The sequence below is a fragment of the Flavihumibacter sp. UBA7668 genome, assembly GCF_002483205.1.
GTDB lineage: Bacteria > Bacteroidota > Bacteroidia > Chitinophagales > Chitinophagaceae > Flavihumibacter.
In genome coordinates, this window is sequence record NZ_DLHM01000007.1 from 724,502 (window position 1) to 745,611 (window position 21,110).

At 40.5% G+C, this 21,110-nt stretch carries 22 protein-coding genes; 10 read left to right on the forward strand and 12 right to left on the reverse strand.

Annotated features, from left to right (window positions below):
- Positions 1-10: 10 nt before the first annotated feature.
- Positions 11-607 (reverse strand): NifU family protein, encoded by a 597-nt coding sequence (locus B2746_RS20615; protein ID WP_290798435.1) that lies wholly within the window; start codon positions 605-607, stop codon positions 11-13.
- Between the two features lie 98 nt (positions 608-705).
- Positions 706-1,098 carry a MerC domain-containing protein gene (locus tag B2746_RS20620; RefSeq protein WP_290798436.1) on the reverse strand — a complete coding sequence of 131 codons (393 nt, stop codon included), beginning with the start codon at positions 1,096-1,098 and terminating at the stop codon, positions 706-708.
- Positions 1,099-1,223: 125 nt separating this feature from the next.
- Here B2746_RS20620 and B2746_RS20625 point away from each other — a divergent pair, with 125 nt between their 5' ends.
- Positions 1,224-1,871, forward strand: a complete 648-nt coding sequence (locus tag B2746_RS20625) for an SCO family protein (RefSeq protein ID WP_290798439.1) — start codon at positions 1,224-1,226, stop codon at positions 1,869-1,871.
- A 9-nt stretch (positions 1,872-1,880) separates the two neighbouring features.
- Positions 1,881-2,303 (forward strand): Fur family transcriptional regulator, encoded by a 423-nt coding sequence (locus B2746_RS20630; protein ID WP_290798442.1) that lies wholly within the window; start codon positions 1,881-1,883, stop codon positions 2,301-2,303.
- A gap of 234 nt (positions 2,304-2,537) precedes the next feature.
- Here the strand turns inward: B2746_RS20630 and B2746_RS20635 are convergent, their stop codons facing one another.
- The 4 genes from B2746_RS20635 to B2746_RS20650 form a co-directional block, all read right to left on the reverse strand.
- Entirely contained in the window at positions 2,538-4,253 is a 1,716-nt protein-coding gene (locus tag B2746_RS20635; RefSeq protein WP_290798445.1) for a M3 family oligoendopeptidase, read from the reverse strand.
- Positions 4,254-4,263: 10 nt separating this feature from the next.
- A complete protein-coding gene (locus B2746_RS20640) occupies positions 4,264-4,893 on the reverse strand; it encodes a DUF5606 domain-containing protein (protein WP_290798447.1) in 630 nt (209 codons plus the stop codon).
- A 61-nt stretch (positions 4,894-4,954) separates the two neighbouring features.
- Complete coding sequence (locus B2746_RS20645; protein ID WP_290798448.1) at positions 4,955-5,704, reverse strand: LytR/AlgR family response regulator transcription factor; 750 nt, start codon at positions 5,702-5,704, stop codon at positions 4,955-4,957.
- A gap of 1 nt (position 5,705) precedes the next feature.
- Positions 5,706-6,788: a sensor histidine kinase gene (locus B2746_RS20650; RefSeq protein ID WP_290798451.1), complete on the reverse strand. Its 1,083-nt coding sequence runs from the start codon at positions 6,786-6,788 to the stop codon at positions 5,706-5,708.
- 58 nt (positions 6,789-6,846) lie between these two features.
- Between B2746_RS20650 and B2746_RS20655 the strand changes: the two genes are divergently transcribed.
- From B2746_RS20655 to B2746_RS20670, 4 genes are read left to right on the forward strand one after another with little or no spacing between them, the layout of a single operon-like run.
- Positions 6,847-7,260, forward strand: coding sequence for a DUF1761 domain-containing protein (locus B2746_RS20655; protein ID WP_290798454.1), 414 nt, complete (start codon positions 6,847-6,849; stop codon positions 7,258-7,260).
- Between the two features lie 52 nt (positions 7,261-7,312).
- A complete protein-coding gene (locus tag B2746_RS20660) occupies positions 7,313-7,696 on the forward strand; it encodes a VOC family protein (RefSeq protein ID WP_290798457.1) in 384 nt (127 codons plus the stop codon).
- 47 nt (positions 7,697-7,743) lie between these two features.
- On the forward strand, positions 7,744-8,244 hold the full coding sequence (locus B2746_RS20665; protein ID WP_290798461.1) for an SRPBCC family protein: 501 nt from the start codon (positions 7,744-7,746) through the stop codon (positions 8,242-8,244).
- 43 nt (positions 8,245-8,287) lie between these two features.
- Positions 8,288-8,758 carry a DUF6265 family protein gene (locus tag B2746_RS20670; protein WP_290798464.1) on the forward strand — a complete coding sequence of 157 codons (471 nt, stop codon included), beginning with the start codon at positions 8,288-8,290 and terminating at the stop codon, positions 8,756-8,758.
- 165 nt (positions 8,759-8,923) lie between these two features.
- Here the strand turns inward: B2746_RS20670 and B2746_RS20675 are convergent, their stop codons facing one another.
- The 3 genes from B2746_RS20675 to B2746_RS20685 form a co-directional block, all read right to left on the reverse strand.
- Entirely contained in the window at positions 8,924-9,493 is a 570-nt protein-coding gene (locus tag B2746_RS20675; RefSeq protein WP_290798467.1) for a DUF1579 domain-containing protein, read from the reverse strand.
- 62 nt (positions 9,494-9,555) lie between these two features.
- Positions 9,556-10,482 carry a 1-phosphofructokinase family hexose kinase gene (locus tag B2746_RS20680; RefSeq protein ID WP_290798469.1) on the reverse strand — a complete coding sequence of 309 codons (927 nt, stop codon included), beginning with the start codon at positions 10,480-10,482 and terminating at the stop codon, positions 9,556-9,558.
- A gap of 4 nt (positions 10,483-10,486) precedes the next feature.
- Entirely contained in the window at positions 10,487-11,140 is a 654-nt protein-coding gene (locus B2746_RS20685; protein ID WP_290798472.1) for a DsbA family protein, read from the reverse strand.
- A 109-nt stretch (positions 11,141-11,249) separates the two neighbouring features.
- Here B2746_RS20685 and B2746_RS20690 point away from each other — a divergent pair, with 109 nt between their 5' ends.
- Entirely contained in the window at positions 11,250-12,770 is a 1,521-nt protein-coding gene (locus B2746_RS20690) for a carbon-nitrogen hydrolase family protein (RefSeq protein ID WP_290798475.1), read from the forward strand.
- On the opposite strand, the gene B2746_RS20695 is transcribed toward B2746_RS20690, so the two are convergent.
- The 3 genes from B2746_RS20695 to B2746_RS20705 all read right to left on the reverse strand — a co-directional run bounded on the left by B2746_RS20695 (position 12,771) and on the right by B2746_RS20705 (position 17,569).
- Complete coding sequence (locus tag B2746_RS20695; RefSeq protein ID WP_290798478.1) at positions 12,771-13,379, reverse strand: YdeI/OmpD-associated family protein; 609 nt, start codon at positions 13,377-13,379, stop codon at positions 12,771-12,773. It abuts the gene before it with no gap.
- Positions 13,380-13,407: 28 nt separating this feature from the next.
- Complete coding sequence (gene polA / locus B2746_RS20700; protein ID WP_290798481.1) at positions 13,408-16,239, reverse strand: DNA polymerase I; 2,832 nt, start codon at positions 16,237-16,239, stop codon at positions 13,408-13,410.
- 133 nt (positions 16,240-16,372) lie between these two features.
- Positions 16,373-17,569: an ATP-binding protein gene (locus B2746_RS20705; protein WP_290798483.1), complete on the reverse strand. Its 1,197-nt coding sequence runs from the start codon at positions 17,567-17,569 to the stop codon at positions 16,373-16,375.
- Between the two features lie 470 nt (positions 17,570-18,039).
- On the opposite strand from B2746_RS20705, the gene B2746_RS20710 reads away from it, so the two are divergent.
- The 3 genes from B2746_RS20710 (at position 18,040) to B2746_RS20720 (ending at position 21,110) form a co-directional block, all read left to right on the forward strand.
- Positions 18,040-18,357: a hypothetical protein gene (locus tag B2746_RS20710; RefSeq protein WP_290708146.1), complete on the forward strand. Its 318-nt coding sequence runs from the start codon at positions 18,040-18,042 to the stop codon at positions 18,355-18,357.
- A 190-nt stretch (positions 18,358-18,547) separates the two neighbouring features.
- On the forward strand, positions 18,548-20,284 hold the full coding sequence (locus B2746_RS20715) for a DUF4091 domain-containing protein (protein WP_290798485.1): 1,737 nt from the start codon (positions 18,548-18,550) through the stop codon (positions 20,282-20,284).
- Positions 20,285-20,297: 13 nt separating this feature from the next.
- A complete protein-coding gene (locus tag B2746_RS20720; protein ID WP_290798488.1) occupies positions 20,298-21,110 on the forward strand; it encodes a glycoside hydrolase family 16 protein in 813 nt (270 codons plus the stop codon).

The window sequence follows — 21,110 nt, forward strand, 5'->3', positions numbered from 1 at the left end:
AACGGAAAGTTTATTCTGCTTCTGCCACAACTTCTTTTACTTCAGGAATCATACGTTTCATCATACCTTCAATCCCTGCTTTCAGGGTAATCATGCTACTTGGGCAACCAGAGCAGGAACCCTGCATCATCAGATTAACTACCCCATCCTGATAGCTTTTGAACTGGATTGCACCACCATCCATTTCAACAGCTGGTTTTACATAATTTTCCAGCAATTCCTTGATCCGCTTTACAACGTCGTCATCATCGGCACTAACTTCATTACTGCCCTGAGGTTTTAGAGCTGCTACCTCTTCTTCATTTACCACCACTTTTCCCTCTTCCAGATAATCTTTCAGGAATTGACGGATAGAAGGGATAACATCACTCCATTCGGTTTCCGGAGTTTTTGTCAGCGTAACAAAATTGCTGGCAACAAAAACACTTTTAATAAATGGGAATCCAAAGAGTTCAACAGCAAGGGGAGAGGCTTTCGCACTTTCCATATCAGGCAGGTCGATACTTCTTCCTGGATACAGGAGTTTGTTGGCAACAAACTTCATGGTTTCCGGATTGGGAGTCATTTCTGTATAGATGCTGATAACGGGGTTTCCGGTTTTAATCATAGTTCAACACGTTTAACTGCAAAAATAACAAATGCCAGCTGGCAATGTTTGTGAATTTAGGAAATCTTAGGGAATCTGCCTTTGAATGGGTCTGGTAGTCAATGATTACAGTCGCTCGTATGGCAATGATTGGCTTTCCGACAGAGCTGATAATTGCGAAAGTGGGCGTAAATGACAGCAATTACGGCTGGAACCAGAAACCAGATCTGAAGATCATGCCAAACCTGCTTTGCAAGAAGTAACAGAATTCCAACACCAAAAATAATATAGGGTCCGGATTTATGGTGATGGCGTTTGTACCCATGCCATAGGGCGTTGGCTCCGATAATAAAGGCGATGAATATCATTAAATACTCAAATGCTTCATTATCAATGATATTTGTTCCAAATATAGGCAGGCTGCTAAGCAGCAAAGGTAAAATAGCACAATGGATCGCACAGGCGACGGATGTTGCAATACCCAGGGCGTCCCAGTTAATCTTAAATGACATCGGACGGCAAAAATAAACAGATGCAACTTTGTTGCAAAATAAATCTTCTTAACAATTAGATCTGTTCAGCCGACCGGTGCCACCAGTCGGGTCAGGGGATCAAATAAGGGTGTAAATTTGCAAGCATGAGTAAGAAAACGATTTTTTTTATAGGGTTTTTTGCTGTTTTGTTTGTCGGGTTTGTTTTTGCGATGACAAAATTATTGCCGGGTTTTGGTGAAGTGAAGATGCCGGTTTTGAGCTATGTCCAACCATTTCGCTTTAATGATCAGCATGGAAACTCCTTTACACAGGATCAGGTTCAGGGTAAAGTGTATGTGGCGGAGTATTTTTTTACTACCTGTCCGGGTATTTGCCCCAAAATGAATACCAACATGAAAAAAGTGTTTGATCAATACAAAAGCAATCCTGAATTTTTGATACTGTCGCATTCGGTTGATCCTGCGGTCGATACAGTAGCAAGAATGAAAGTTTATGCAGATTCTATGGGTGTCAATAATGCCAATTGGTTTTTCCTGACCGGGCCTAAAGACAGTTTATATCTGGCAGCCCGTGTGAGTTATTTGTTAGATGATCCAAAGAATAATAATGAACGGATTGAGGATCAGTTTATACATACACAATTTTTTGCTTTGGTCGACAAAGCGGGTCGTGTACGCAGAATTTATGATGGTTTGAAAAAAGAAGAAGTTGATCAGATGATCAATGATATTCCAGTATTATTGGAAGAATCTGTAACGGATGCATCACGATTACCCAAATCAACGTTCTAATCAAATTTTATGCAGGAAGCCATACAGGATATCTTAAAGAAGAATCAGTTAAGCATTACAGGCAGCCGGGTTAAAATTCTCGAATTATTTCTGGATCAGCCTGGTGCATTGGCACATGGTGATATAGAGCGCAGGACTGGTGAAAAATTTGATCGGGTTACGGTGTATCGTACGTTACAGGTTTTTTTGTCCAAAGGAATAATTCATTCCATACCAACTGCAGATAATAGTGTACTCTATGCATTGTGTAAAGATGAATGCGGAGAAGGCCATCACCATGATAATCATGTTCATTTTGTTTGCGATAAATGTGGAAATACCGTTTGTCTGGATGAAGTAACGGTGCCGGTTATACGCTTGCCGAGAGGATATAAATCCAGCCAGATCCAGGTGGTGGTGAATGGTAAATGCAAGGCCTGCTCGCGTGACTAAACGAAAAAGTGGTGGATAAGTTCTTTCTGACAAATGTCAATAAAACAGGGGTAAAAATAAAGCCCCGATGTAGACACACCGGGACTTTTGGTTAAGGCTCTGATTAGTAGCTATTTTAAGAATCCGTTAGGATTCGTTTGATCTTTCTAAGTGTTTTCTTGTACAAATATATTGTTATAAATCATTCTTTTCAAATTTTCCATATACCCTAATGTGGGTATTTTTCAAATCTGTTTAAAGTTTTCGCATCTCTGCTGCCACAAAGTCCATCAATGTTTTAACACGGTTTGAACCAAGATCAAAAGGAATACCTGCTGCCTGGTATAATTCAGGTAAAGTGCGGGTTCCGCCTAAAGAAAGAGCTTTTGAATAATTGTCTAAAGCCTGGTTTTTGTCACCTTTGAACTGCATCCACATACCAATCGCTCCCAATTGGGCAATTCCATACTCAATATAATAGAAAGGAACTTCAAATAAATGGAGCTGGCGTTGCCAACCGAATTTGCGAAACTCATCCAATCCTGATAAATCAAGTACACCGGTAGCAAACTCATCGTTGATTTCTAGCCATTTATTTGCTCTTTCGTCTAAACTATGTTGGGGGTGTTCATACACCCAATGTTGGAACTTATCAATTATCGCTATCCAGGGGAAAATAGTAATTACTCGTTCCAACTGGTGTTCTTTTGCACGTAACAGTTCTTCTTCTTTATCAAAAAAACTGTGCCAATAATCCATACTGAACAATTCCATACTCATGCTTGCCACTTCAGCAATTTCCATCGGGTATTCTTTGAATGCCGAAAGCCGCAATGGGTGGGCAAGGAAGCTGTGAATGGCATGACCGCCTTCATGTACCATTGTTGTAACATCATGCATTTGTCCGGCAGCGTTCATGAAAATAAAAGGAGCACCACTTTCAGCCAGTGGACAATTATACCCACCCGGAGCTTTACCTTTTCGGCTTTCGAGGTCAAGATGCCCCATTTTTTTCATAGTTACCAGGCAGTCTGCAAAAAGAGGACGGAGTTCTCGGAAGCATTCGATGGTTTTTTCGAGTAATTCTTCACTTGTTTTGAAGGGGCGAAGAGGTTCGATTCCATCGGGTTCAGCTTCCGTATCCCAGGGGCGAAGGGTATCCAGCTTAAGTTTGGCTTGTTTCTTCCGATAAATTTCTGCAACCAGGGGTACCACATGCTGTTTTACTGCTTCATGAAAAGCGAAACAGTCTTCTTTTGTATAATCAAAACGGCCCATTTCTGCGAATTTGTAATCGCGGTAATTGGCAAATCCTGTATTGAGAGCAACCTGATGTCGCTTTTCTACCAACTGACTAAAAAGCTCATTTAGTTGTTCGCGATCCTGGTACCGACGTTCCTGTATGCTGCGGTATACAGCCTCCCTTTTGGTACGGTCGGGATGTTCCAGGAATTTAGTAGCCTGTTGAAGCGTATATTCTTTGCCATCAAACGTAACCGTCATTTTGCCAGAAATAACGCCATATTGTTGGGCTAATACAGAAAGATCCGCCTGAAGAGGGATATTTTCTTCCCTATAAAGATCAATTGACTTTTTTACTGACCGGAGATAGGTAAAATATTCTTGCTGATCGAGTCCTTTAGTGTATTCATTGCTGATCAGCTTTCTGTTTAGTTGATCGGCATAAGGCTGGATTTTCGGTTGAATTTCCATCACGAAAAAGGTGAAAGCTTCTTCCAACGCTTTATTTTCTGTGTCGCAGGTCATGCGAATCTGGCGCCAGCAGGCATCTTCGCTGATGACCGCTTCCAGCTCACTACAATCAGCCATCCATTTTTCGAGTTCATCGCTGGAATGAAGGGGCCTGTTGAGCAGGTCCATAAAATAGGGTTCAAGTACATCCCAGGTAGTAATGGTAAATTCCTCGGTCAGGAACTGCCGGGGCGCTTTCTGAATATTGGCGATAGACATAATTAGAGTCTTATTCTTCTGATTTTTTCTTACGGGCCGCTTTTTTCGGCTTTTCTTCGGTAGTTTCTTCAGTTAGGTCAGAACTGGATTCAGCTGCTTTTTTAGGAGCTGCTTTTTTCTTTGCTTTAGGTTTTTCCTCAGCTGTTTCCTCTTCTTTAGAAGTCGTTTCGGCTTTTGTGGCTTTATCTGCTTTTTTCGTTTTAGCAGTAGTTTCAGCTGCTTCAGCAACTTTACCCTCTTCGGGGCTTGCATCAGCTTCAGGAAGAATGAATTCGATGTTGTTTTTGTCGATGATTTCAAACCATTTCACCATCTTTTTCATATCGCTGGCATAGACTCTTTCGAAATCCATATCAGGATATGTTTTTTCGAAATAGGCCTTCAAACCATTGCCATCTTTACTATCAGGAAGCTCGCGGCCAGTGGTTTTCATGGCTTTAAAGATTTCCACAAGATTTATATTATCACGCTTGGTATAAATTTCAATGCTCTCCAGGTGAGAGAAATTGTGCTTACGCGACGACACGAATTTGGTAGTCTGATCATCCAGTGAGCGAACGATCGCTCCATCGGTTTTACTGGCTACTAATTCAAACAATCCGGGTAATCCGGTTACGGCAATGATTCTGTTATATTCCATATCTACAAAATTGTAAGGGAGGTGCAAGATAAAACAAATTCCTTACCCGGCGGGTGGGGGATCAGGCGTCCAGCCATTCTTTGAAAGCCGCAGTTTGTTCTGAACTTATCAGGACATCCTCCGGGGCGGCAGGGTGCAATTCGACCAATAACTTGCCCTTACCTATAGATTTTAATTTCTTTATGGAATTTATATGGGCCAGAAACTGCCGATTTAGACGAAAAAACTGGGCAGGATTAAGTTCCCTTTCAATATCACTCAAAGATTTATCAAGCAGGTATTTTTGTCCGCCTGCATCTACCAGACAAACCATTTTGTGGGCGGCATAAAAAAAAGCGATTTCTTCTGTTTTAAGTGCGATATAGTCAGTGCCTCTTTTAATGAGCCATCGTTTTTTAAACTGGTCAGGATTTTTTCTAAATTTCTGAAGTTGTTCGAAAGAGTTTGAAAAATGTGCTTTAAGTAGTTCATATTTCTGTAGGGCAGCCGAAAGTTTTACCTGAGCAATCGGCTTTAACAGGTAGTCAATACTGTTATGTTCGAATGCATTTTGCCAATAATCATCGTATGCCGTACAGAAAATAACCGGACAATCGAGTTTTACCTCATCAAAAATGTGGAAAGATTGTCCGTCGGTCAATTCGATATCCATAAAAATCAAATCGGGGTGCGGGTGGGATTTCAACCATTGGACCGATTCTTTAACCGTTTGCAGAATTGAAAGCAGCTCCAAATCATTTCGTAATTGAAAAAGCGCTTCAGATAAGCGCTCAGCTGCGGGAAGTTCATCTTCAATGATTAATATTTTCATATCAACGCAGGGTTAAAAGGGGAAGCCGTACAAAGAAAAAGCCATTCCCTTTTTCAATTGTCAGGGGGATTGAAGTAATTAGCATAAAGCGTTCGAGCAGATTAGCAAGCCCGATGCCGCTGGTTTGACGGAGTTTTTTTTCCCGGATTTCATTGGATACGGAAAGTTGCCCATTTGATTCGATGATATTGATAGTAAGTGGCTGTTTTTTGGAAAACTCATTGTGTTTGATGGCATTTTCGATAAGAATTTGCAATGAAATTGGTGGAAGGAGGTATTTATCCAGACAATCTTCCTGAATTTCTTTTTTAATAATGATACAATCGCTAAAGCGGATTTTTAAAAGAGCGATATAATTATCCATGAAGCTGAGTTCTTCCTTCAGCAATACAAGATCACGGGATTTATTCTGGAGGATATACCGATAGACTTCTGCCAGATTATCATTGAAAATTTGCGCTTTTCCGGGATTGGAACTGATCAGGTGGCTGAGTGTGTTGAGCGAATTGAACATAAAATGTGGATCAATCTGGTTCTTGAGTGCCTGCAATTCAGCTTCCGCTCTTGCTTTTTCCAGACTTGCGTTTCGCAGAATTTCAGATTCGGATTCCTTTACAAGGAACACCGTTTCATAAACATGAACTATAAAGATTACCGAAATAAGAATGATCAGAGTATTATTCCAGATAGCAGTCCAATTGATTTGTGCCTCTAGAAAGAGATGAAACCAGCCAACTAGCAGGAGTATAGTAATTGGGATCGTAAAAAAGGGGATTACGAGCAGGAGGGCAAAGATTTTTTTTACCGGTTGATTGAACCAGTTGAAATAAGAGCGGAGGGTAAAGAGCAGAAACCGGTTTCCTTCCCAAACAACAAATGCCAGGCCTATTGTATAAAGGAAGCTGAGTTTGATTTGTAAGAGACTAAACAGTTGAAAGGGGACAAAAGAAGTTAGCAAAGGAATAGCTATTCCGCAAAAAGGAATGAGGATCACACGGAAGCCGATATCGTTGATCTTATTTCCTTCCTGTGGAAGTTTTGTCGGGGAAAATTCGGGTTTGGTCACCCTGACTTCCGGGTTCATGCTGGTTCACTTGGTCTATGTGAATTTAGCTAATAGTTTAGGAATCAAAACAAGTAATATGGATATAAGCAGCATTAACTGGCTAGCCGTTTTGGTAGCGGGATTATCCGCTTTTGTGGTAGGGGGAATCTGGTATTCGCCGGGTTTATTTGGAAATACCTGGATGCGGGAGTCGGGATTAACTGAAGAGCAGATTCGTTCAGGTAATAAGGGAAAGATTTTTGGATTTACGGCTGTTTTTTCTTTATTGATGGCGGCTAATCTCGGAATGTTCCTGGTAGATAGTGCGGAAATGAAAACGGATATTTCATGGGGAACAATTGCTGGATTTTTGGCTGGTATCTGGACCTTTTCTGCCATTGCGATTCATAGCTTATTTGAATTGAAATCCTGGAAACACATTCTGATCAATGGAGGCTATTCTCTGGTTGCACTCACGCTGATGGGGGCAATCATCGGTCTCTGGAGGTAAGTGTCAGACAGGTGTTAGAACAATGTTAGAACACGACGTTAAAATCAAGTATATGTCACAACATGCAATCAGCTGGTTTGAGATTCCAACTTCCAATCTTGGGCGGGCACAGAAATTTTATGAAACTATTTTTGGCTTTGAAATGGTAGCTATGGATATGCCAAATTTACCAATGCGGATGTTTCCGGTTACTGATTTTACTTTTATTAGTGGCGCTTTAACCTATGCCCCTGATTTTTACCAACCACAGTCAAATGGCAGTTTGATATATCTGAATGCCAATCCAGACCTTCAGCTGGTTTTAGATCGCATAGAAGATGCGGGCGGAAAAATTCTGGTACCTAAAACGGAAATAGCTGCTGATATTGGATTTATGGCTGTATTTCTCGACTCCGAAGGGAATCGGGTAGCTTTGTACTCTGTACCCATTCAATAAAACCGGTAAATCCGAAGTTTGCTTTAGAATTCATAAATTATTACAGCATGAGTTCAGAAGATTGGAGCCGTTTTACAGTTCGCATAAATGTGAAAGCAAGGAGAAGCGATCTTTATGATGCTTGGTCTACCCGTGCAGGTATGGAATATTGGTTTTTGAGAAGCTGTGAGTATGTTGACAGGAAAGGTTATATACTGGATCAAGAAGAGCTGGCAGGTGAGGGTTGCCAATATACTTTTTTATGGTTTGGTTATCCTGATGAGGTTTTTGAACTGGGAGAAATCCTGGAAGCAAATGGGCAGGATCTCTTCAGGTTCCGTTTTGGAAATGCTGGCATTTGTACTGTTCGATTATTATTGGCTGGAGATGAACAGATTGTAGAATTGGTACAGGATCATATTCCCGAAGATGAAAACTCAAAATTCAAGTTCCATATTGGCTGTAAAACCGGCTGGACCTTTTATTTATCCAATTTAAAAAGCCTGTTTGAGGGAGGAATAGATTTAAGAAACCGCGATTGCAATCTTCAGGAAATGTTAAACTCATAAGGAGATGTTAGAATACAGTTCTAACATCTGTCTGATACCTACTATGAAATCAATAGTTTTTATACTCCTTTTATTTCTTGTAGCAAAGGATGAACCGGAATTAGTAACGGATCAATTTAAGGAATTGTACCGTTTGGAAGGCCGATGGCAGCGGTTGGGAAAATCAAGTCCTGAATTCGAGGAATGGAAACTGGTGCAATCAAATTTACTGGAAGGCAGGATGTATAAAATTAATGGCAATGACACGATTGTATCAGAAGAGACCCGGTTGGTTGAGATAAATAATGTGATATTGTATCAGGCGAAAGCTTTTAATCAACCGGATCAGGGAAGAATAAATTTCAAACTGACTAGTCATGCTAACGATGAATTTATTTTTGAAAACGCCACACATGATTTTCCAAAAAGAATCGTATATCAATTCAACGGATCAGATTCCCTTCATGCATGGGTGGATGGAGGACAGACAGATAATAGCAGCCGGATCGATTTCTTTTTTCGAAAATTAAACTGAAACTGGTAGTACTATTCAGTGCAAAATCGCAAAAACAAACATAACAGACACACGTAACCGATATTTTGATTTCGCTATGGAGATAGCAACTTTAAACTACTAACATCACGTAATGACAGGAATACCAATAAGTTGCCGGCTATTGTAGAATCAACAAATAGATGATCAAAGTTTTGTAAATTTTATTTCCATTGTTTTAATCTCTATTCCATCCTGGACCATGAACATTTCCATCAACTGATTTTTATCATCAATAAATTTCAGAACCTCCCGAACCTTCATATCTTTTCCTGTCATCGGGTCTACAGAACTGCCATAAAAATTTATTGCTTTGCTTGCAGGATCGTACTGGCCCTCCAGTTTCATCACCCCGGATCCGAGATTATCAATCCAGGTACTGATAAATATTTTTTTTGCATTATCATATCCGGTTATTCCAATTCCTTCCATTGGCATTCCCATAAAATCTCCACTATATCGGGCTTCCTGGTATCGGCCACCAAGAATCATTTTATTGTTCATTTTACCGGAAGACTTTACAGGAGGCGATCCCGGATCCATCCATAGGCTCATTTCTGTTTTCCACTCTCCATCATCTTTTGCGAGTAAAGCATGCATATCTCCAGGGGTCATATAGGCCTGCCAGGCTTTCATCATTTCATCCTGGCCAGATTGTGCGTTGGTTACTTGAATAAGGGTGATCAGGCACCCAATTAAAAAGGATAGCCGTTTCATATAATAAAATTTCTTAAAGTTACAACTATGTCTGATTAGGAATCCAATTATTGTAGAAAAAATTAATGTTTTTCAAGCCAATTATATAAACGATCAACATCAGAGGTATTAAACAGTTTTGTGCCTGGATTCATAGTTGCAGCCGTTCCGCAGGCCACACCATAACGGATCATTTCGATCGGTGAGCCGCCTTTCGACAGTTGGTAGGTGATTCCGGCTACCATTGAATCACCTGCTCCTACCGTACTTTGCTTCTTTACAGTTGGTGCAGGAACCTGGACAACCTCATCTGCTGTAACAAGCAATGCACCCTGTGCCCCAAGAGAAACAACCACTACTTCACACCGACCCTTTTCCAGCAGTTTTTGAGCGGCGTCCACCACCTGATCGGTTTCTAAAGCCGCTAGTCCGACTAACTGGCTCAGTTCATGAAGGTTAGGTTTGATAAGAAAAACGCCTGCTTCCACAGCCAGTTCCAGCGGTGTTCCTGAACAATCAATAATAGCCTTTGCACCTATCTTTTCTGCGAGCAACGCCAGCCTGGCATAAAAATTTTCACTAAATCCGGGAGGAAGGCTGCCACTTCCAACAATAATAGAGGGCTTTTCGGGCAGGTTCTGAACGGCGTCAAGTAGGGCAAGTTCTGTTTCAGTTTCTAGTGTTGGTCCGGGTAAAACAAACCTGAACTGATTATTACTTTGTTTTTCAAGAACAACCAGATTTTCTCTGGTTTCTCCCCGGATTGCGACCGTAGAATAGGTAAGACCCTCTTTTTTCAAACAGGATTCCAACTGCTGTCCATTAAATCCTCCGCTTGTGATAAGGGCAAGATTAGGTGCACCTAATCGCATCAATCCTTTACTAACATTAATTCCACCACCACCGGCTTCCACCACCAATTCACTACAGCGAAGCTTCTTCTCCGGAATTAGCTGATTGGTCCGGGTGCTTTTGTCAACAGCAGGATTCGGAGTTACCGTAAGGATCATAGCATTAGTTTTTATTTAAGTCGGCTAAGACGGCTTCAATTCGCTGAATAAGTGCAGCTTCTTCCGTATAACCCCGGGCAAGCATAAAAAACCTGCTTTCACTAACCTGAATCAATACGCAGGGATAACCTGTAACCTGAAGCTGTTTGCAAAGTTGGAATTCGTAATAGGCTTTTTCTTTAAACTCATCGGATTTGAGCTTTTCATAAAACTCATCCGGGTTTATTTCATACTTCGCCAATAAATGGCGGTACGATTCATTATCACATAAATCACGTCCTTCAAAATGAAGTGCATATTGCAAATCGGCCGCAAATTCAACCTGACGGTTCGGATAAATTTCTTTAAAAACGCATAAAGCAATAGCAGGTTTTTCCGAATGAGGATACCAATCGCTCTGATCGGGATGGAAGATATGCCATAGATAATCTTGGCCGAATCGAATTCCGGTTAATTCCTCCACCGACTTATATGCTTCAGAAATATAACCAGCCATGACCCCAATATGACGCGGCTGGTCGGGCAAAATCATTCCGCCGGATAATACTTCAAATGCAACCTGATCGGCATAAAGCATTTGAATTTTTTTAATTACGGGGCTAAAACCATAACACCAGCCACAATAAGCATCGTAACAATAATAAATAATAGGGGTCATTCTGCAAATTACTGGCTTTCACTGGTAATTTTAGGCAGGATTAATGAGATCTTAACAACCTTCCGGTCTTACGGGGGTTAATTGTTTAACTTACAGAAAAGGCAGGTATATGGAAAACGCAACAATAGAAGTCAGGAATTTAACAATGGCGGATTACCAGGAATTGAAAGAATCAATGATTGAGGCATATGCGAGTATGGGGGGACAGTATTGGGGGGAAGAATCGCTGGAAAAATTGATCCGTAAATTTCCACAGGGACAGATTTGTGTGGCGCTGGAGGGCAAAGTGGTTGGTTGTGCATTAACATTGATAGTTAATTTCAATCGATTTGGGGATACCCATTCCTATCGTCAGGTAACCGGAAATTATACATTTGATACCCATGATCCCAAGGGCGATGTTTTATATGGAATAGAGATGTTTATTCATCCTGAGTATCGTGGTTTACGATTAGCACGTCGTTTGTACGATGCCAGAAAAGTTTTGTGTGAAAATTTAAATCTGCGCGCAATTGTTGCTGGTGGACGTATCCCGGGTTATAGCAAATATGCCGACCAACTGACTCCTCGGGAATACATCGATAAAGTAAAACGCAGGGAATTGCATGATGGTACCCTTAGTTTTCAACTCGCCAATGATTTCCAGATAAAAAAGGTGATGCAACATTATCTTCCGGAAGACAAAGAATCACGCGGATACGCTACCCTGTTGGTTTGGTATAATGTCTATTATGAGCCAAATAGCAATGTGCTTAAAATGCGTAAAGATTTTGTACGAATCGGTTTGGTTCAGTGGCAGATGCGTCCGTATAAATCAGTAAAAGATTTATTGGAACAGGTGGAGTATTTCGTGGATGCAGTAAGTGATTACAATTCTGATTTTTGTCTGTTACCGGAATTATTCAACGCTCCGCTTATGGAGCAGTTTAATAACCTGCCCGGACATGCTGCTATCAGGGAATTGGCTTCGTTTACGCCGGATATTGTAGAAGCCTTATCCAAACTGGCGATTTCATACAATGTAAATATCATTGGGGGATCCATGCCTTCATTGCGTGATGGTGAATTATATAATTCATCCTATTTTTTACATAGAAACGGACGAATCGATTCCTGCGATAAAATTCATCCCACTCCATCTGAAGAATATGAGTGGGCAATAAAGGGGGGAGATAAAATAAAGGTGATTGAAACGGATGCCGGCAAAGTGGGCGTTTTGATTTGCTATGATGTTGAATTCCCGGAATTATCACGACTGCTTGCTGATCAGGGAATGCAAATTCTTTTTGTTCCATTTCTGACGGATACGCAAAATGCCTATAACCGGGTGCGTTATTGTGCTGCTGCAAGAGCAATTGAAAACGAATGTTTTGTTGCCATAGCTGGTACGGTTGGAAATCTTCCAAAAGTTCACAACATGGACTTGCAATTTGCACAATCGGCGGTATTGACACCATCAGACTTTGCATTTCCCGTGAATGGAATTAAAGCGGAGGCCACTCCAAATACGGAAATGATCATCGTTTCCGATGTTGACCTAACGTTACTTACAGAACTGCATGAATATGGAAGTGTAACAACGCTAAAAGATCGGCGACATGACCTGTATGAACTTCGCTTATTGAAGTAATCAGCTGGTTTGATATTTCCAATTTCGGTTTTTGCCATCCGCGATCCATTCAACTGCCTGAGAAATTCGTTTATAGCGGGTGGTCTCGGTTTTTGCTTCCGTGATCCATTCGATGTATTCTTTCCTGTTACTGTAACTGAATTTATCAAACACTTCCCATGCACGATGATTTTTACGAAGGGCTTGTTCAAATTCTGTTGGAAGCATACATTCTTTATGGTTACTTCCAGGTTTACGTGGAATCCTGATACCCTGTTCATTGAGCCACATTGCCTCAAGAAGAAGAGCAGGAAAATTAGTTGGAAGATCCTGGATTGATTTGATAGGCCCTAAATGTCCCATTGATTTTTCCTCCGCTGCATGCTGTAGCAGTATGGGGTCATTCATTAGCGCTGCCTTCCAAAACGTAAAAGCACAATGATTTTTAAATGCTGCGAAACTGCAAAGCAAGGATTTTTTGTATTCGAAATGTGGAAATCCCCATTTGACAGTTTCGATTACATCCGGGCAAATTCTATGAATTAGCTCCCGTATATGCAACAGGATTGGTTGAGCAAATGGCTGTGCCCGGGCAATATAATCGTCTATTCGCTGGTCTTTTTGCGACATACCCTAATTTACGCAATTTCCACGGCATTTAGTGAGCTTCCAGCCAGCTGGCGCCTTGTCCGACTTCTGCTATTACAGGTACGTCATTAGGTAAAGCAAGAGCATTTTGCATACAATCAAGAATTAATGGCTTCAAACGGTCTACTTCTTCGATCTGCGCATCAAAAACCAACTCATCATGCACCTGAAGAATCATCTTGCTTTTGAGTCCGGATTTTTTAATTGCTTCATGCATTGCACTCATTGCCAGCTTGATCATATCTGCTGCTGTTCCCTGGATAGGCGAATTGATCGCATTTCGCTCAGCGAATCCCCTTACGGTAAAATTGGAAGAATTAATATCCCGAAGCCAGCGTTTCCTACCCATCAGTGTTTGAACATATCCGTGTTCTTTTGCAAAATTTACCGTCTCATCCATATACCTCGTGATGCCACTGAACTCCTTTTTATAGTTATCAATGATTTCTTTTGCTTCTGTACGTGAAATTCCAAGGTTATCAGCAAGTCCGAATGCCCCCTGGCCATAAATAATTCCGAAGTTTACACTTTTGGCTTTTCGTCGCATTTCTTTTGTAACCTCGGATTCATCTATACCATAAACCTTTGCTGCGGTTGCTGTATGGATATCCTTACCCTGGCGAAACGCTTCACACATATTCGGATCCCCACTAATTGCTGCAACAATCCTGAGTTCGATTTGGGAATAATCAGCTGATAGTAACGTGTGATCCGCATCTCTCGGAATGAAAGCTTTTCGGATTTCTTTTCCTCTCTCAGTACGGATTGGAATATTCTGCAGGTTAGGATTATTGCTGGATAACCTTCCGGTTACGGCAACAGCTTGTGCATAGGAAGTATGAACCCGTCCTGTTTTACGGTTTATCATCAGCGGTAGGGCATCTACATAGGTTGATTTTAACTTGGTTAACTCCCGAAATGCAAGGATATCATCAACAATCGGGTTCTGGATGGCAAGTTTGGCGAGTACATCCTCTCCGGTTGCATATTGTCCGGTTTTAGTTTTTTTTGCTTTGGGATCCAGCTTCAGCTTTTCAAAAAGAACTTCACCCAGTTGTTTTGGCGAAGCAAGATTGAATCGCACGCCAGCTGCAGAATAAACCCGTTCCTCGGCAGCTTTAGCATCTTTCTCCAGATCCTTTGAATAATCCAGAAGAAAGCCTGTATCTATCCGAATTCCTTCAAATTCCATATCAGTCAAAACTTTCACAAGCGGATTTTCCACTTTTTCGAAAACAGATTTGACTTCAAGTGAGTCCAGAAGCGGAACAAATTTTTGTTTTAACTGAAGGGTTATGTCGGCGTCTTCGGCTGCATAATCCTTGGCTTTTTCAACTTCAACATCCCGCATATTCCCCTGATTCTTACCCTTTTTCCCAATCAATTCCTCAATATGGACAGGTTCATATCCCAGGTATTTGGCACTAAGTAAATCCATGCTTCTTTTACCTTCAGGTTCAATAACATAATGAGCCAGCATGGTATCAAACAATTTACCAGCCAATTCGACACCATACCATTTAAGTACAAGCAGATCGTATTTGATGTTTTGCCCTACCCAGGTTTTGGATAAATCTTTAAAAAGTGGATTAAAAAGATTCAATATTGTTTTTGTCTTTGTTTGATCAGCCGGACAAGGAACATAAAATCCGGTATGTGGCTGCACAGAAAAGGAGAGACCGACAAGCTCAGCATCATTTGGATCTATACTTGTGGTTTCAGTATCAAAGCATATTTCGGATTCCAATGCAAGTCTCTTGACCAGTGCTTCAATTGCGTCAACGCCATCAACCAATTCATATAAATGTGGTGTATTTTGAATGTTTTTTTCTACGATTATTCCGGAATTACCTTCAATTTCATCCGATTCGGCCGGAGAGGAAGTTGATCCGCCATTTTTTGGCGTGACCACTGTATTTCCAAATAAATCAGTTTGAATACCCTGCGGCGCGAGGTTAGGGGTTAAAATATCTTCCCCTAATAAGCGTTTTGCAACGGTTTTGAATTCCAGCTCCGTGAAGATTTCTTTCAAAACGTCCTTATTCCATTCTTTCAGTCGGAAATCTTCTTCATGAAATTCTACTGGAACTGTGGTTATGATAGTGGCGAGTTTTTTTGATAAAATGGCAGAATCTCGGCCATTTCGAACTTTTTCACCAATTGACCCTTTAATTGAATCTGCATTTTCCAGTATATTTTCCAGGGTTCCAAATTCATTTAAAAGTTTCGAGGCTGTTTTTTCACCCACTCCGGGAATACCTGGGATGTTATCGACGGCATCTCCCATGAGACCAAGCATATCAATGACTTGGTCCACTGATTTGATATTCCATTTCGAACAAACCTGTTCAGGTCCCATGATTTCAATATCGCCGCCCTGATAACCAGGTTTATAAATTTTAATTTTATCTGAAACCAATTGGCCATAGTCTTTATCAGGTGTGACCATGAAAACATCGTAGCCCGAAGCTGCCGCCTGTTTTGAAAGAGTTCCTACTACATCATCTGCTTCAAAACCATCCAGTTCAACCACCGGAATATTGAATCCGCGGATAATTCGCTTGATATCAGGAATAGCCAGAAGTAAATCTTCAGGTGCATCCTGTCGGTTGGCTTTATATTCTGCAAAATCCGTATGACGCTCTGTAGGTGCTTGAGTATCAAAGCATACGGCCATATGGGTGGGGTTACGATTGTTGATTAATTCAAGTAATGCATTCGTAAATCCAAACTGTGCATTCGTATTTTTGCCCTGTGTCGTAATTCGCGGACTACGAATAAGCGCATAATATGCTCTAAAAATAAGGGCCATAGCATCGAGTAGAAAAAGTCTTTTGTCCATGGAACAAAGATAGGAGACAGAGTAGGAAAAGGAGAAAAAGGAGACAGGGGAGGAAAAGGAGAAAAAGGAGACAGGGGAGGAAGAGGGGAAAGGGAGGCAGGGGAGGAAGAGGGGAAAGGGAGAGAAGCTTATATTAGAGGCGAAGTGCAGAAAGTTTTAATAAAAGCTGAGGGAGTGATATAAGAACACAATTCATTGATTTTAAATCTGTTAGCACTTCTTCTGGTATTCCATTGAGGATTAAATCATGCTGAGGAGTAGCGCCTTGAAGAAGGTAATTTTTGCGTGTGTGCAGATTAGTGAAACAATTACGAAGTCCCCTTGAAATGAGTGGAACTGTTCCGGGTTGAATGCAAATACCAAGAACAAGTTGTTTAGGTAATTCCGATTTGCTCATTTTTGTTATAATCAATTGAACTTCGGCTGAATGTTGGGTCCGATAATAATATAATGTATACCTGGAAGGTAAAACTTTGGCAACCTCTTCAATTACATATGCCTCCCAGGAATCAGGCTGACCAATGGACTTGCTTAAGGATCGCAAACTTTGGATACCACGTAAATAGTGTAAAATCCCGGTATCCCGAAAATAGATTTTAGGTGCACGTATTAATCGTTTAGTGCTGCCATCAGGAAAAAAAGCTGGTAATAAACGAATTAACATAGCAGCTTCAAGAAACTTTAAATAACGAAATACAGTTGTACTACTTACTCCAAGTGATTTTGCAATTTGATGCGAGTTCAAAACCGTTCCATTTAATTGAGATAAAATCTGCAAACAATTTTCAAGCTTCTCAGAGTTTAATTGATGGCCAGTTATAAGGGTTGTATTTCCAGAACAAATAAGGCCAATAATTCGGGAAATGCGATTGTTCAATACCCGAAGAGATGGAGCCGTCATAAGACCAGGAAATCCTCCTTTAAGCCAATGATTCCAAACTGAATAGGATCCGGACTTACTTGCATCAAGTAATGAAAGAGGAAAAACTTCTTTAATAACAACTTTTCCAGGAAACTTAAAAAATCGAAAAACTGATTCAAACCGATAATCAAGGGTTAAAATAAATTTTGGTTGTTTTCTGGTTGAAGATTGAAATCGGAGAATATCATCCAAAATACCGGGTAAAAACTCTATGGACTCAAAAATGATGCATTCAGTGGAATGTGCCGCAAAGAAAAGTTGAGGATGTCCTAATTTTTTACGATCTGAATTTTTTGATAAATCTAATGATAAAACTTTCCGTCGAAACTGTTTGGCGATTTGGTCGGAGAGAAATCTTTTTCCAACCATTTTGGCCCCTGTGAGGACTAAAATCTGATTTTTTGTCAAAATCCGGCTTAAATGCCGGATAAATGTTTGCTGGCTCATGGTTTAAGGAAAATTCAATCGAGTAAATCTAATATGCTATATTTAATTTACTCAAAATTGATTTCCCCAAATTATCCCCTTTTATAAAACCAGAAATTCAAAATCGATTGTAAAAATTGAAAAGATTTTCAATATAAAATTTACTGCCTGTAAAGAATCTGGGAAGCATCGTATCAACGCCAGATAATTATTAAATTTTGGAGCGTTTTAAATCGCTTTTATAAGTTAAAAATAGAGTCTAAAAAATAATAGTTGGATGATTAATGCTGTATTATCAATAACTATACCATCGGCTGTAACCATTGATTTTACTGGTATTTTGGGAAACTGGTAAAAGCATTAACATTTCTATAATACATTTCTGGCACAATGATTGGATTTACTATCCTGTCATCAAACAATTCATTTATCCAATTAAAAAAATCATGAGTATGAAAAAGTTACAAATTACCGCCTTAGCGCTTGGAATTGCAACAGTTAGTTTATTTTCTTTTAAAGATGTAAATACTGCCACTGTGAAAGGGACTGTAAGTCCGGCTGAAGGAGCTACCCAGGCATGGGCTTTATCCTCAGTTGATACTGTTAAAGCTCCGATTGCAAACGGTGCTTTTGAGCTCAAGAACATGAAAGCTGGTACCTATCAGATTGTAATTGAGGCAGTTGCACCTTACAAGAACACTGCTAAGGATGGTGTAGAAGTAGCAGAAGGTGCTACAGTTGATGTAGGCGAAATCAAGCTGAATCAATAAGTTAAATTCGTGCTCATTGAGTGCGGATGTGCTACCTTGAGTATAACCGGTATCGCTAAGGCGTGCCGGTTTTTTAATTTTATACCAGTTCTGTTAATCAACCGATTGCGTCAATTGTGTTGGCGAGGAAGATCTACCACCTATTCGATCTAACTTTCCACTTCAATATTTGTAATATCAATTGACTCTTATGCTTTTCATTCAACGCCTGTTTGTTTGTCTCGGGATTTTTATCTTTTTGCTTTCTGGTTGTGTGCAACCTGGTGATGCAGGATTTATTTCCACTGATATAAGGCTAGTAAATACTCAATCACAAGAGAAAGATTCAGCAGTTAATCCAATTTTCCATGATGGGCAGGTTATTGACGTGAAAAATGTATATAGCAATAATCATCTAAAAGAAAAACAGAAGATCTCGGCCTGGAGAGGAGAACGTGTTCATGTACAGGTGGCTATGAAAACTACTGCCACAAAAGAAAAGCAACTATTTTCGTTGAGCCTGTCTCCTTTGGTAAATGCAAAAGGGGATAGTATTTCTACCAGGCAGATCAAAATCCGTAGCATAGGGGAAGTTCTTACGGATGAATTCCATGGAGGGTGCGGGTATCGCAAAGACCCAGCAGCTTTTGCATCTTCCCTTGTTACGGACCCTTTGCTAAATCAAAGTGAAATAAAGGCCGACAGCGTTGCTTTTTTCTGGATCACTATTCAGGTTCCGGAAGAAACTAAGGCAGACTCCTATACTTCCACTATAAAAACGAGTACCGGAGTAAACCTCCTGTTACAAATTGATGTAAAACAACGGATTTTACCTCCGCCAGCTCAGTGGTCATTTGATCTGGACTTATGGCAACATCCTGCGGCAATTGCAAGGGTTCATAATGTACCGCTATGGTCAGATGATCACTATGCAGCCATGAGACCCTATTATGAGGAACTTGCGGCAGCGGGCCAAAAAAATATCACGGCCTCAATAGTTCATGAGCCCTGGGGTCACCAAACATTTGATGATTTTCCATCCCTGATTAAATGGACTAAAACTAAAGCAGGAACATGGACCTATGATTTCACCCGATTTGACCAATATGTTGAATTCGTAATGAATTGCGGAATAAAAGAGCGAATAAATTGTTATTCAATTATCCCCTGGAAAATGATGGTTCGTTATTATGATGAAAATTTGGGAAGAGATACCAGTGTTGCAACGGAGATAAATACTCCAGCCTATGCAGCAACCTGGAAACCAATGTTGCAGGCGTTTACCCAACATCTGAAAGAAAAGGACTGGTTTTCTATCACAACAATAGCTATGGATGAACGACCAATGCCAGCTATGCAAAAAGCTATTGGCTTATTAAAATCAATTGATCCCGACTGGAAGATTGCCCTTGCAGGTGATTATCACCCTGAAATAGAAGCTGATATATTTGATTATTGCGTGGCATCCCGCTGGATTCTGGATTCAGCAGTGTTGAATAAAAGAAAGCTTTCAGGTAAGCCAACAACCGTTTATACCTGTTGCACCGAAGAATACCCCAATGGTTTTAGTTTTTCACCACCAGCAGAACATGTTTACCTGGGTTGGTATGCACAGGCAAAAGGATTTACTGGCTATCTGCGCTGGGCGTACAATAGCTGGACAAAATCACCATTGGAAGACAGCCGGTTTACGGCCTGGCCAGCAGGAGACACGTATCAGGTTTATCCTGGCCCGGTTAGCAGTATCCGATTTGAAAAATTGATTGAGGGCATACAGGACTTTGAAAAAATCAGGATCCTTAAGGAGGAATTCGTTAAAAATAACGACCAGGAAAAGTTGAATAAATTGAATGAGCTAATGAGTGAATTTGAAATAAGTGATCTGAGTAAAAATTCTGCACGTTCAATTATTGAAGCAAGTAAAAAGAAACTCATGGAACTTGAATAAACAAAGTCCTATTATGAAAAATCTCCTGCATCTTTTCCTTACCTCTGCAACCATACTGCTGTTGACAGGATTGATTTCCTGTCGCAGCAGTCAAACTGTATCTGCAACAGATAGTCGGTTTAAAAATTTGATCTGGAGCGATGAGTTTAGTCAGCCCTCCTTGGATACTACAAAGTGGACCAGAATTTCAGCTAACCAGGCCGATTGGGGTCGACATATGACCAAAGAAGACAAGGTTTTCGGATGGGAAAATGGTATTTTGATTCTAAAAGGAATCCGAAACCCAGATACCAGTAAAGATAAGCGTCCATTTCTAACCGGTGGTATTTATACGAAGGACAAGTTTAGCTGGACCTATGGGAGAATTGATATTCGTGCTAAACTGGAAGAAGCGCAAGGGGCATGGCCTGCATTCTGGATGCTAGGTGCTAACACAGTTCATGGGAAATATCCACGAAATGGAGAAATTGATATAATGGAACACCTCAGTTTTGAAGACAGTATTTACCAGACGGTCCATTCCTATTATACATTAGAGCTGAACGAAAAAAAGAATCCCCCTCATTATGGAAAAGCAGCCATTAACCGAAATGAGTTTAATGTATTTAGTTTGGAATGGACACCGGAATTTCTAGCTTTTAAACTTAATGGGAAAGAGACATTCCGATACCCGCGTTTGGCAGGTGTGGATCCAAGCCAATGGCCGTTTGATCAGCCGTTTTATTTATTGCTTGATCAGCAGTTAGGAGGTTCATGGGTAGGAAAAGTTAATGCTGAGCAATTACCAGTTAATATTTATGTGGACTGGGTTAGAATTTACCAATAG

Bases quoted from the DNA above. Each gene is read 5' to 3' on its own strand.
- B2746_RS20615 (WP_290798435.1), bottom strand. From the start codon at position 607: ATGATTAAAACCGGAAACCCCGTTATCAGCATCTATACAGAAATGACT.
- B2746_RS20620 (WP_290798436.1), bottom strand. From the start codon at position 1,098: ATGTCATTTAAGATTAACTGGGACGCCCTGGGTATTGCAACATCCGTC.
- B2746_RS20625 (WP_290798439.1), top strand. From the start codon at position 1,224: ATGAGTAAGAAAACGATTTTTTTTATAGGGTTTTTTGCTGTTTTGTTT.
- B2746_RS20630 (WP_290798442.1), top strand. From the start codon at position 1,881: ATGCAGGAAGCCATACAGGATATCTTAAAGAAGAATCAGTTAAGCATT.
- B2746_RS20635 (WP_290798445.1), bottom strand. From the start codon at position 4,253: ATGTCTATCGCCAATATTCAGAAAGCGCCCCGGCAGTTCCTGACCGAG.
- B2746_RS20640 (WP_290798447.1), bottom strand. From the start codon at position 4,893: ATGGAATATAACAGAATCATTGCCGTAACCGGATTACCCGGATTGTTT.
- B2746_RS20645 (WP_290798448.1), bottom strand. From the start codon at position 5,704: ATGAAAATATTAATCATTGAAGATGAACTTCCCGCAGCTGAGCGCTTA.
- B2746_RS20650 (WP_290798451.1), bottom strand. From the start codon at position 6,788: ATGAACCCGGAAGTCAGGGTGACCAAACCCGAATTTTCCCCGACAAAA.
- B2746_RS20655 (WP_290798454.1), top strand. From the start codon at position 6,847: ATGGATATAAGCAGCATTAACTGGCTAGCCGTTTTGGTAGCGGGATTA.
- B2746_RS20660 (WP_290798457.1), top strand. From the start codon at position 7,313: ATGTCACAACATGCAATCAGCTGGTTTGAGATTCCAACTTCCAATCTT.
- B2746_RS20665 (WP_290798461.1), top strand. From the start codon at position 7,744: ATGAGTTCAGAAGATTGGAGCCGTTTTACAGTTCGCATAAATGTGAAA.
- B2746_RS20670 (WP_290798464.1), top strand. From the start codon at position 8,288: ATGAAATCAATAGTTTTTATACTCCTTTTATTTCTTGTAGCAAAGGAT.
- B2746_RS20675 (WP_290798467.1), bottom strand. From the start codon at position 9,493: ATGAAACGGCTATCCTTTTTAATTGGGTGCCTGATCACCCTTATTCAA.
- B2746_RS20680 (WP_290798469.1), bottom strand. From the start codon at position 10,482: ATGATCCTTACGGTAACTCCGAATCCTGCTGTTGACAAAAGCACCCGG.
- B2746_RS20685 (WP_290798472.1), bottom strand. From the start codon at position 11,140: ATGACCCCTATTATTTATTATTGTTACGATGCTTATTGTGGCTGGTGT.
- B2746_RS20690 (WP_290798475.1), top strand. From the start codon at position 11,250: ATGGAAAACGCAACAATAGAAGTCAGGAATTTAACAATGGCGGATTAC.
- B2746_RS20695 (WP_290798478.1), bottom strand. From the start codon at position 13,379: ATGTCGCAAAAAGACCAGCGAATAGACGATTATATTGCCCGGGCACAG.
- polA (WP_290798481.1), bottom strand. From the start codon at position 16,239: ATGGACAAAAGACTTTTTCTACTCGATGCTATGGCCCTTATTTTTAGA.
- B2746_RS20710 (WP_290708146.1), top strand. From the start codon at position 18,040: ATGAAAAAGTTACAAATTACCGCCTTAGCGCTTGGAATTGCAACAGTT.
- B2746_RS20715 (WP_290798485.1), top strand. From the start codon at position 18,548: ATGCTTTTCATTCAACGCCTGTTTGTTTGTCTCGGGATTTTTATCTTT.
- B2746_RS20720 (WP_290798488.1), top strand. From the start codon at position 20,298: ATGAAAAATCTCCTGCATCTTTTCCTTACCTCTGCAACCATACTGCTG.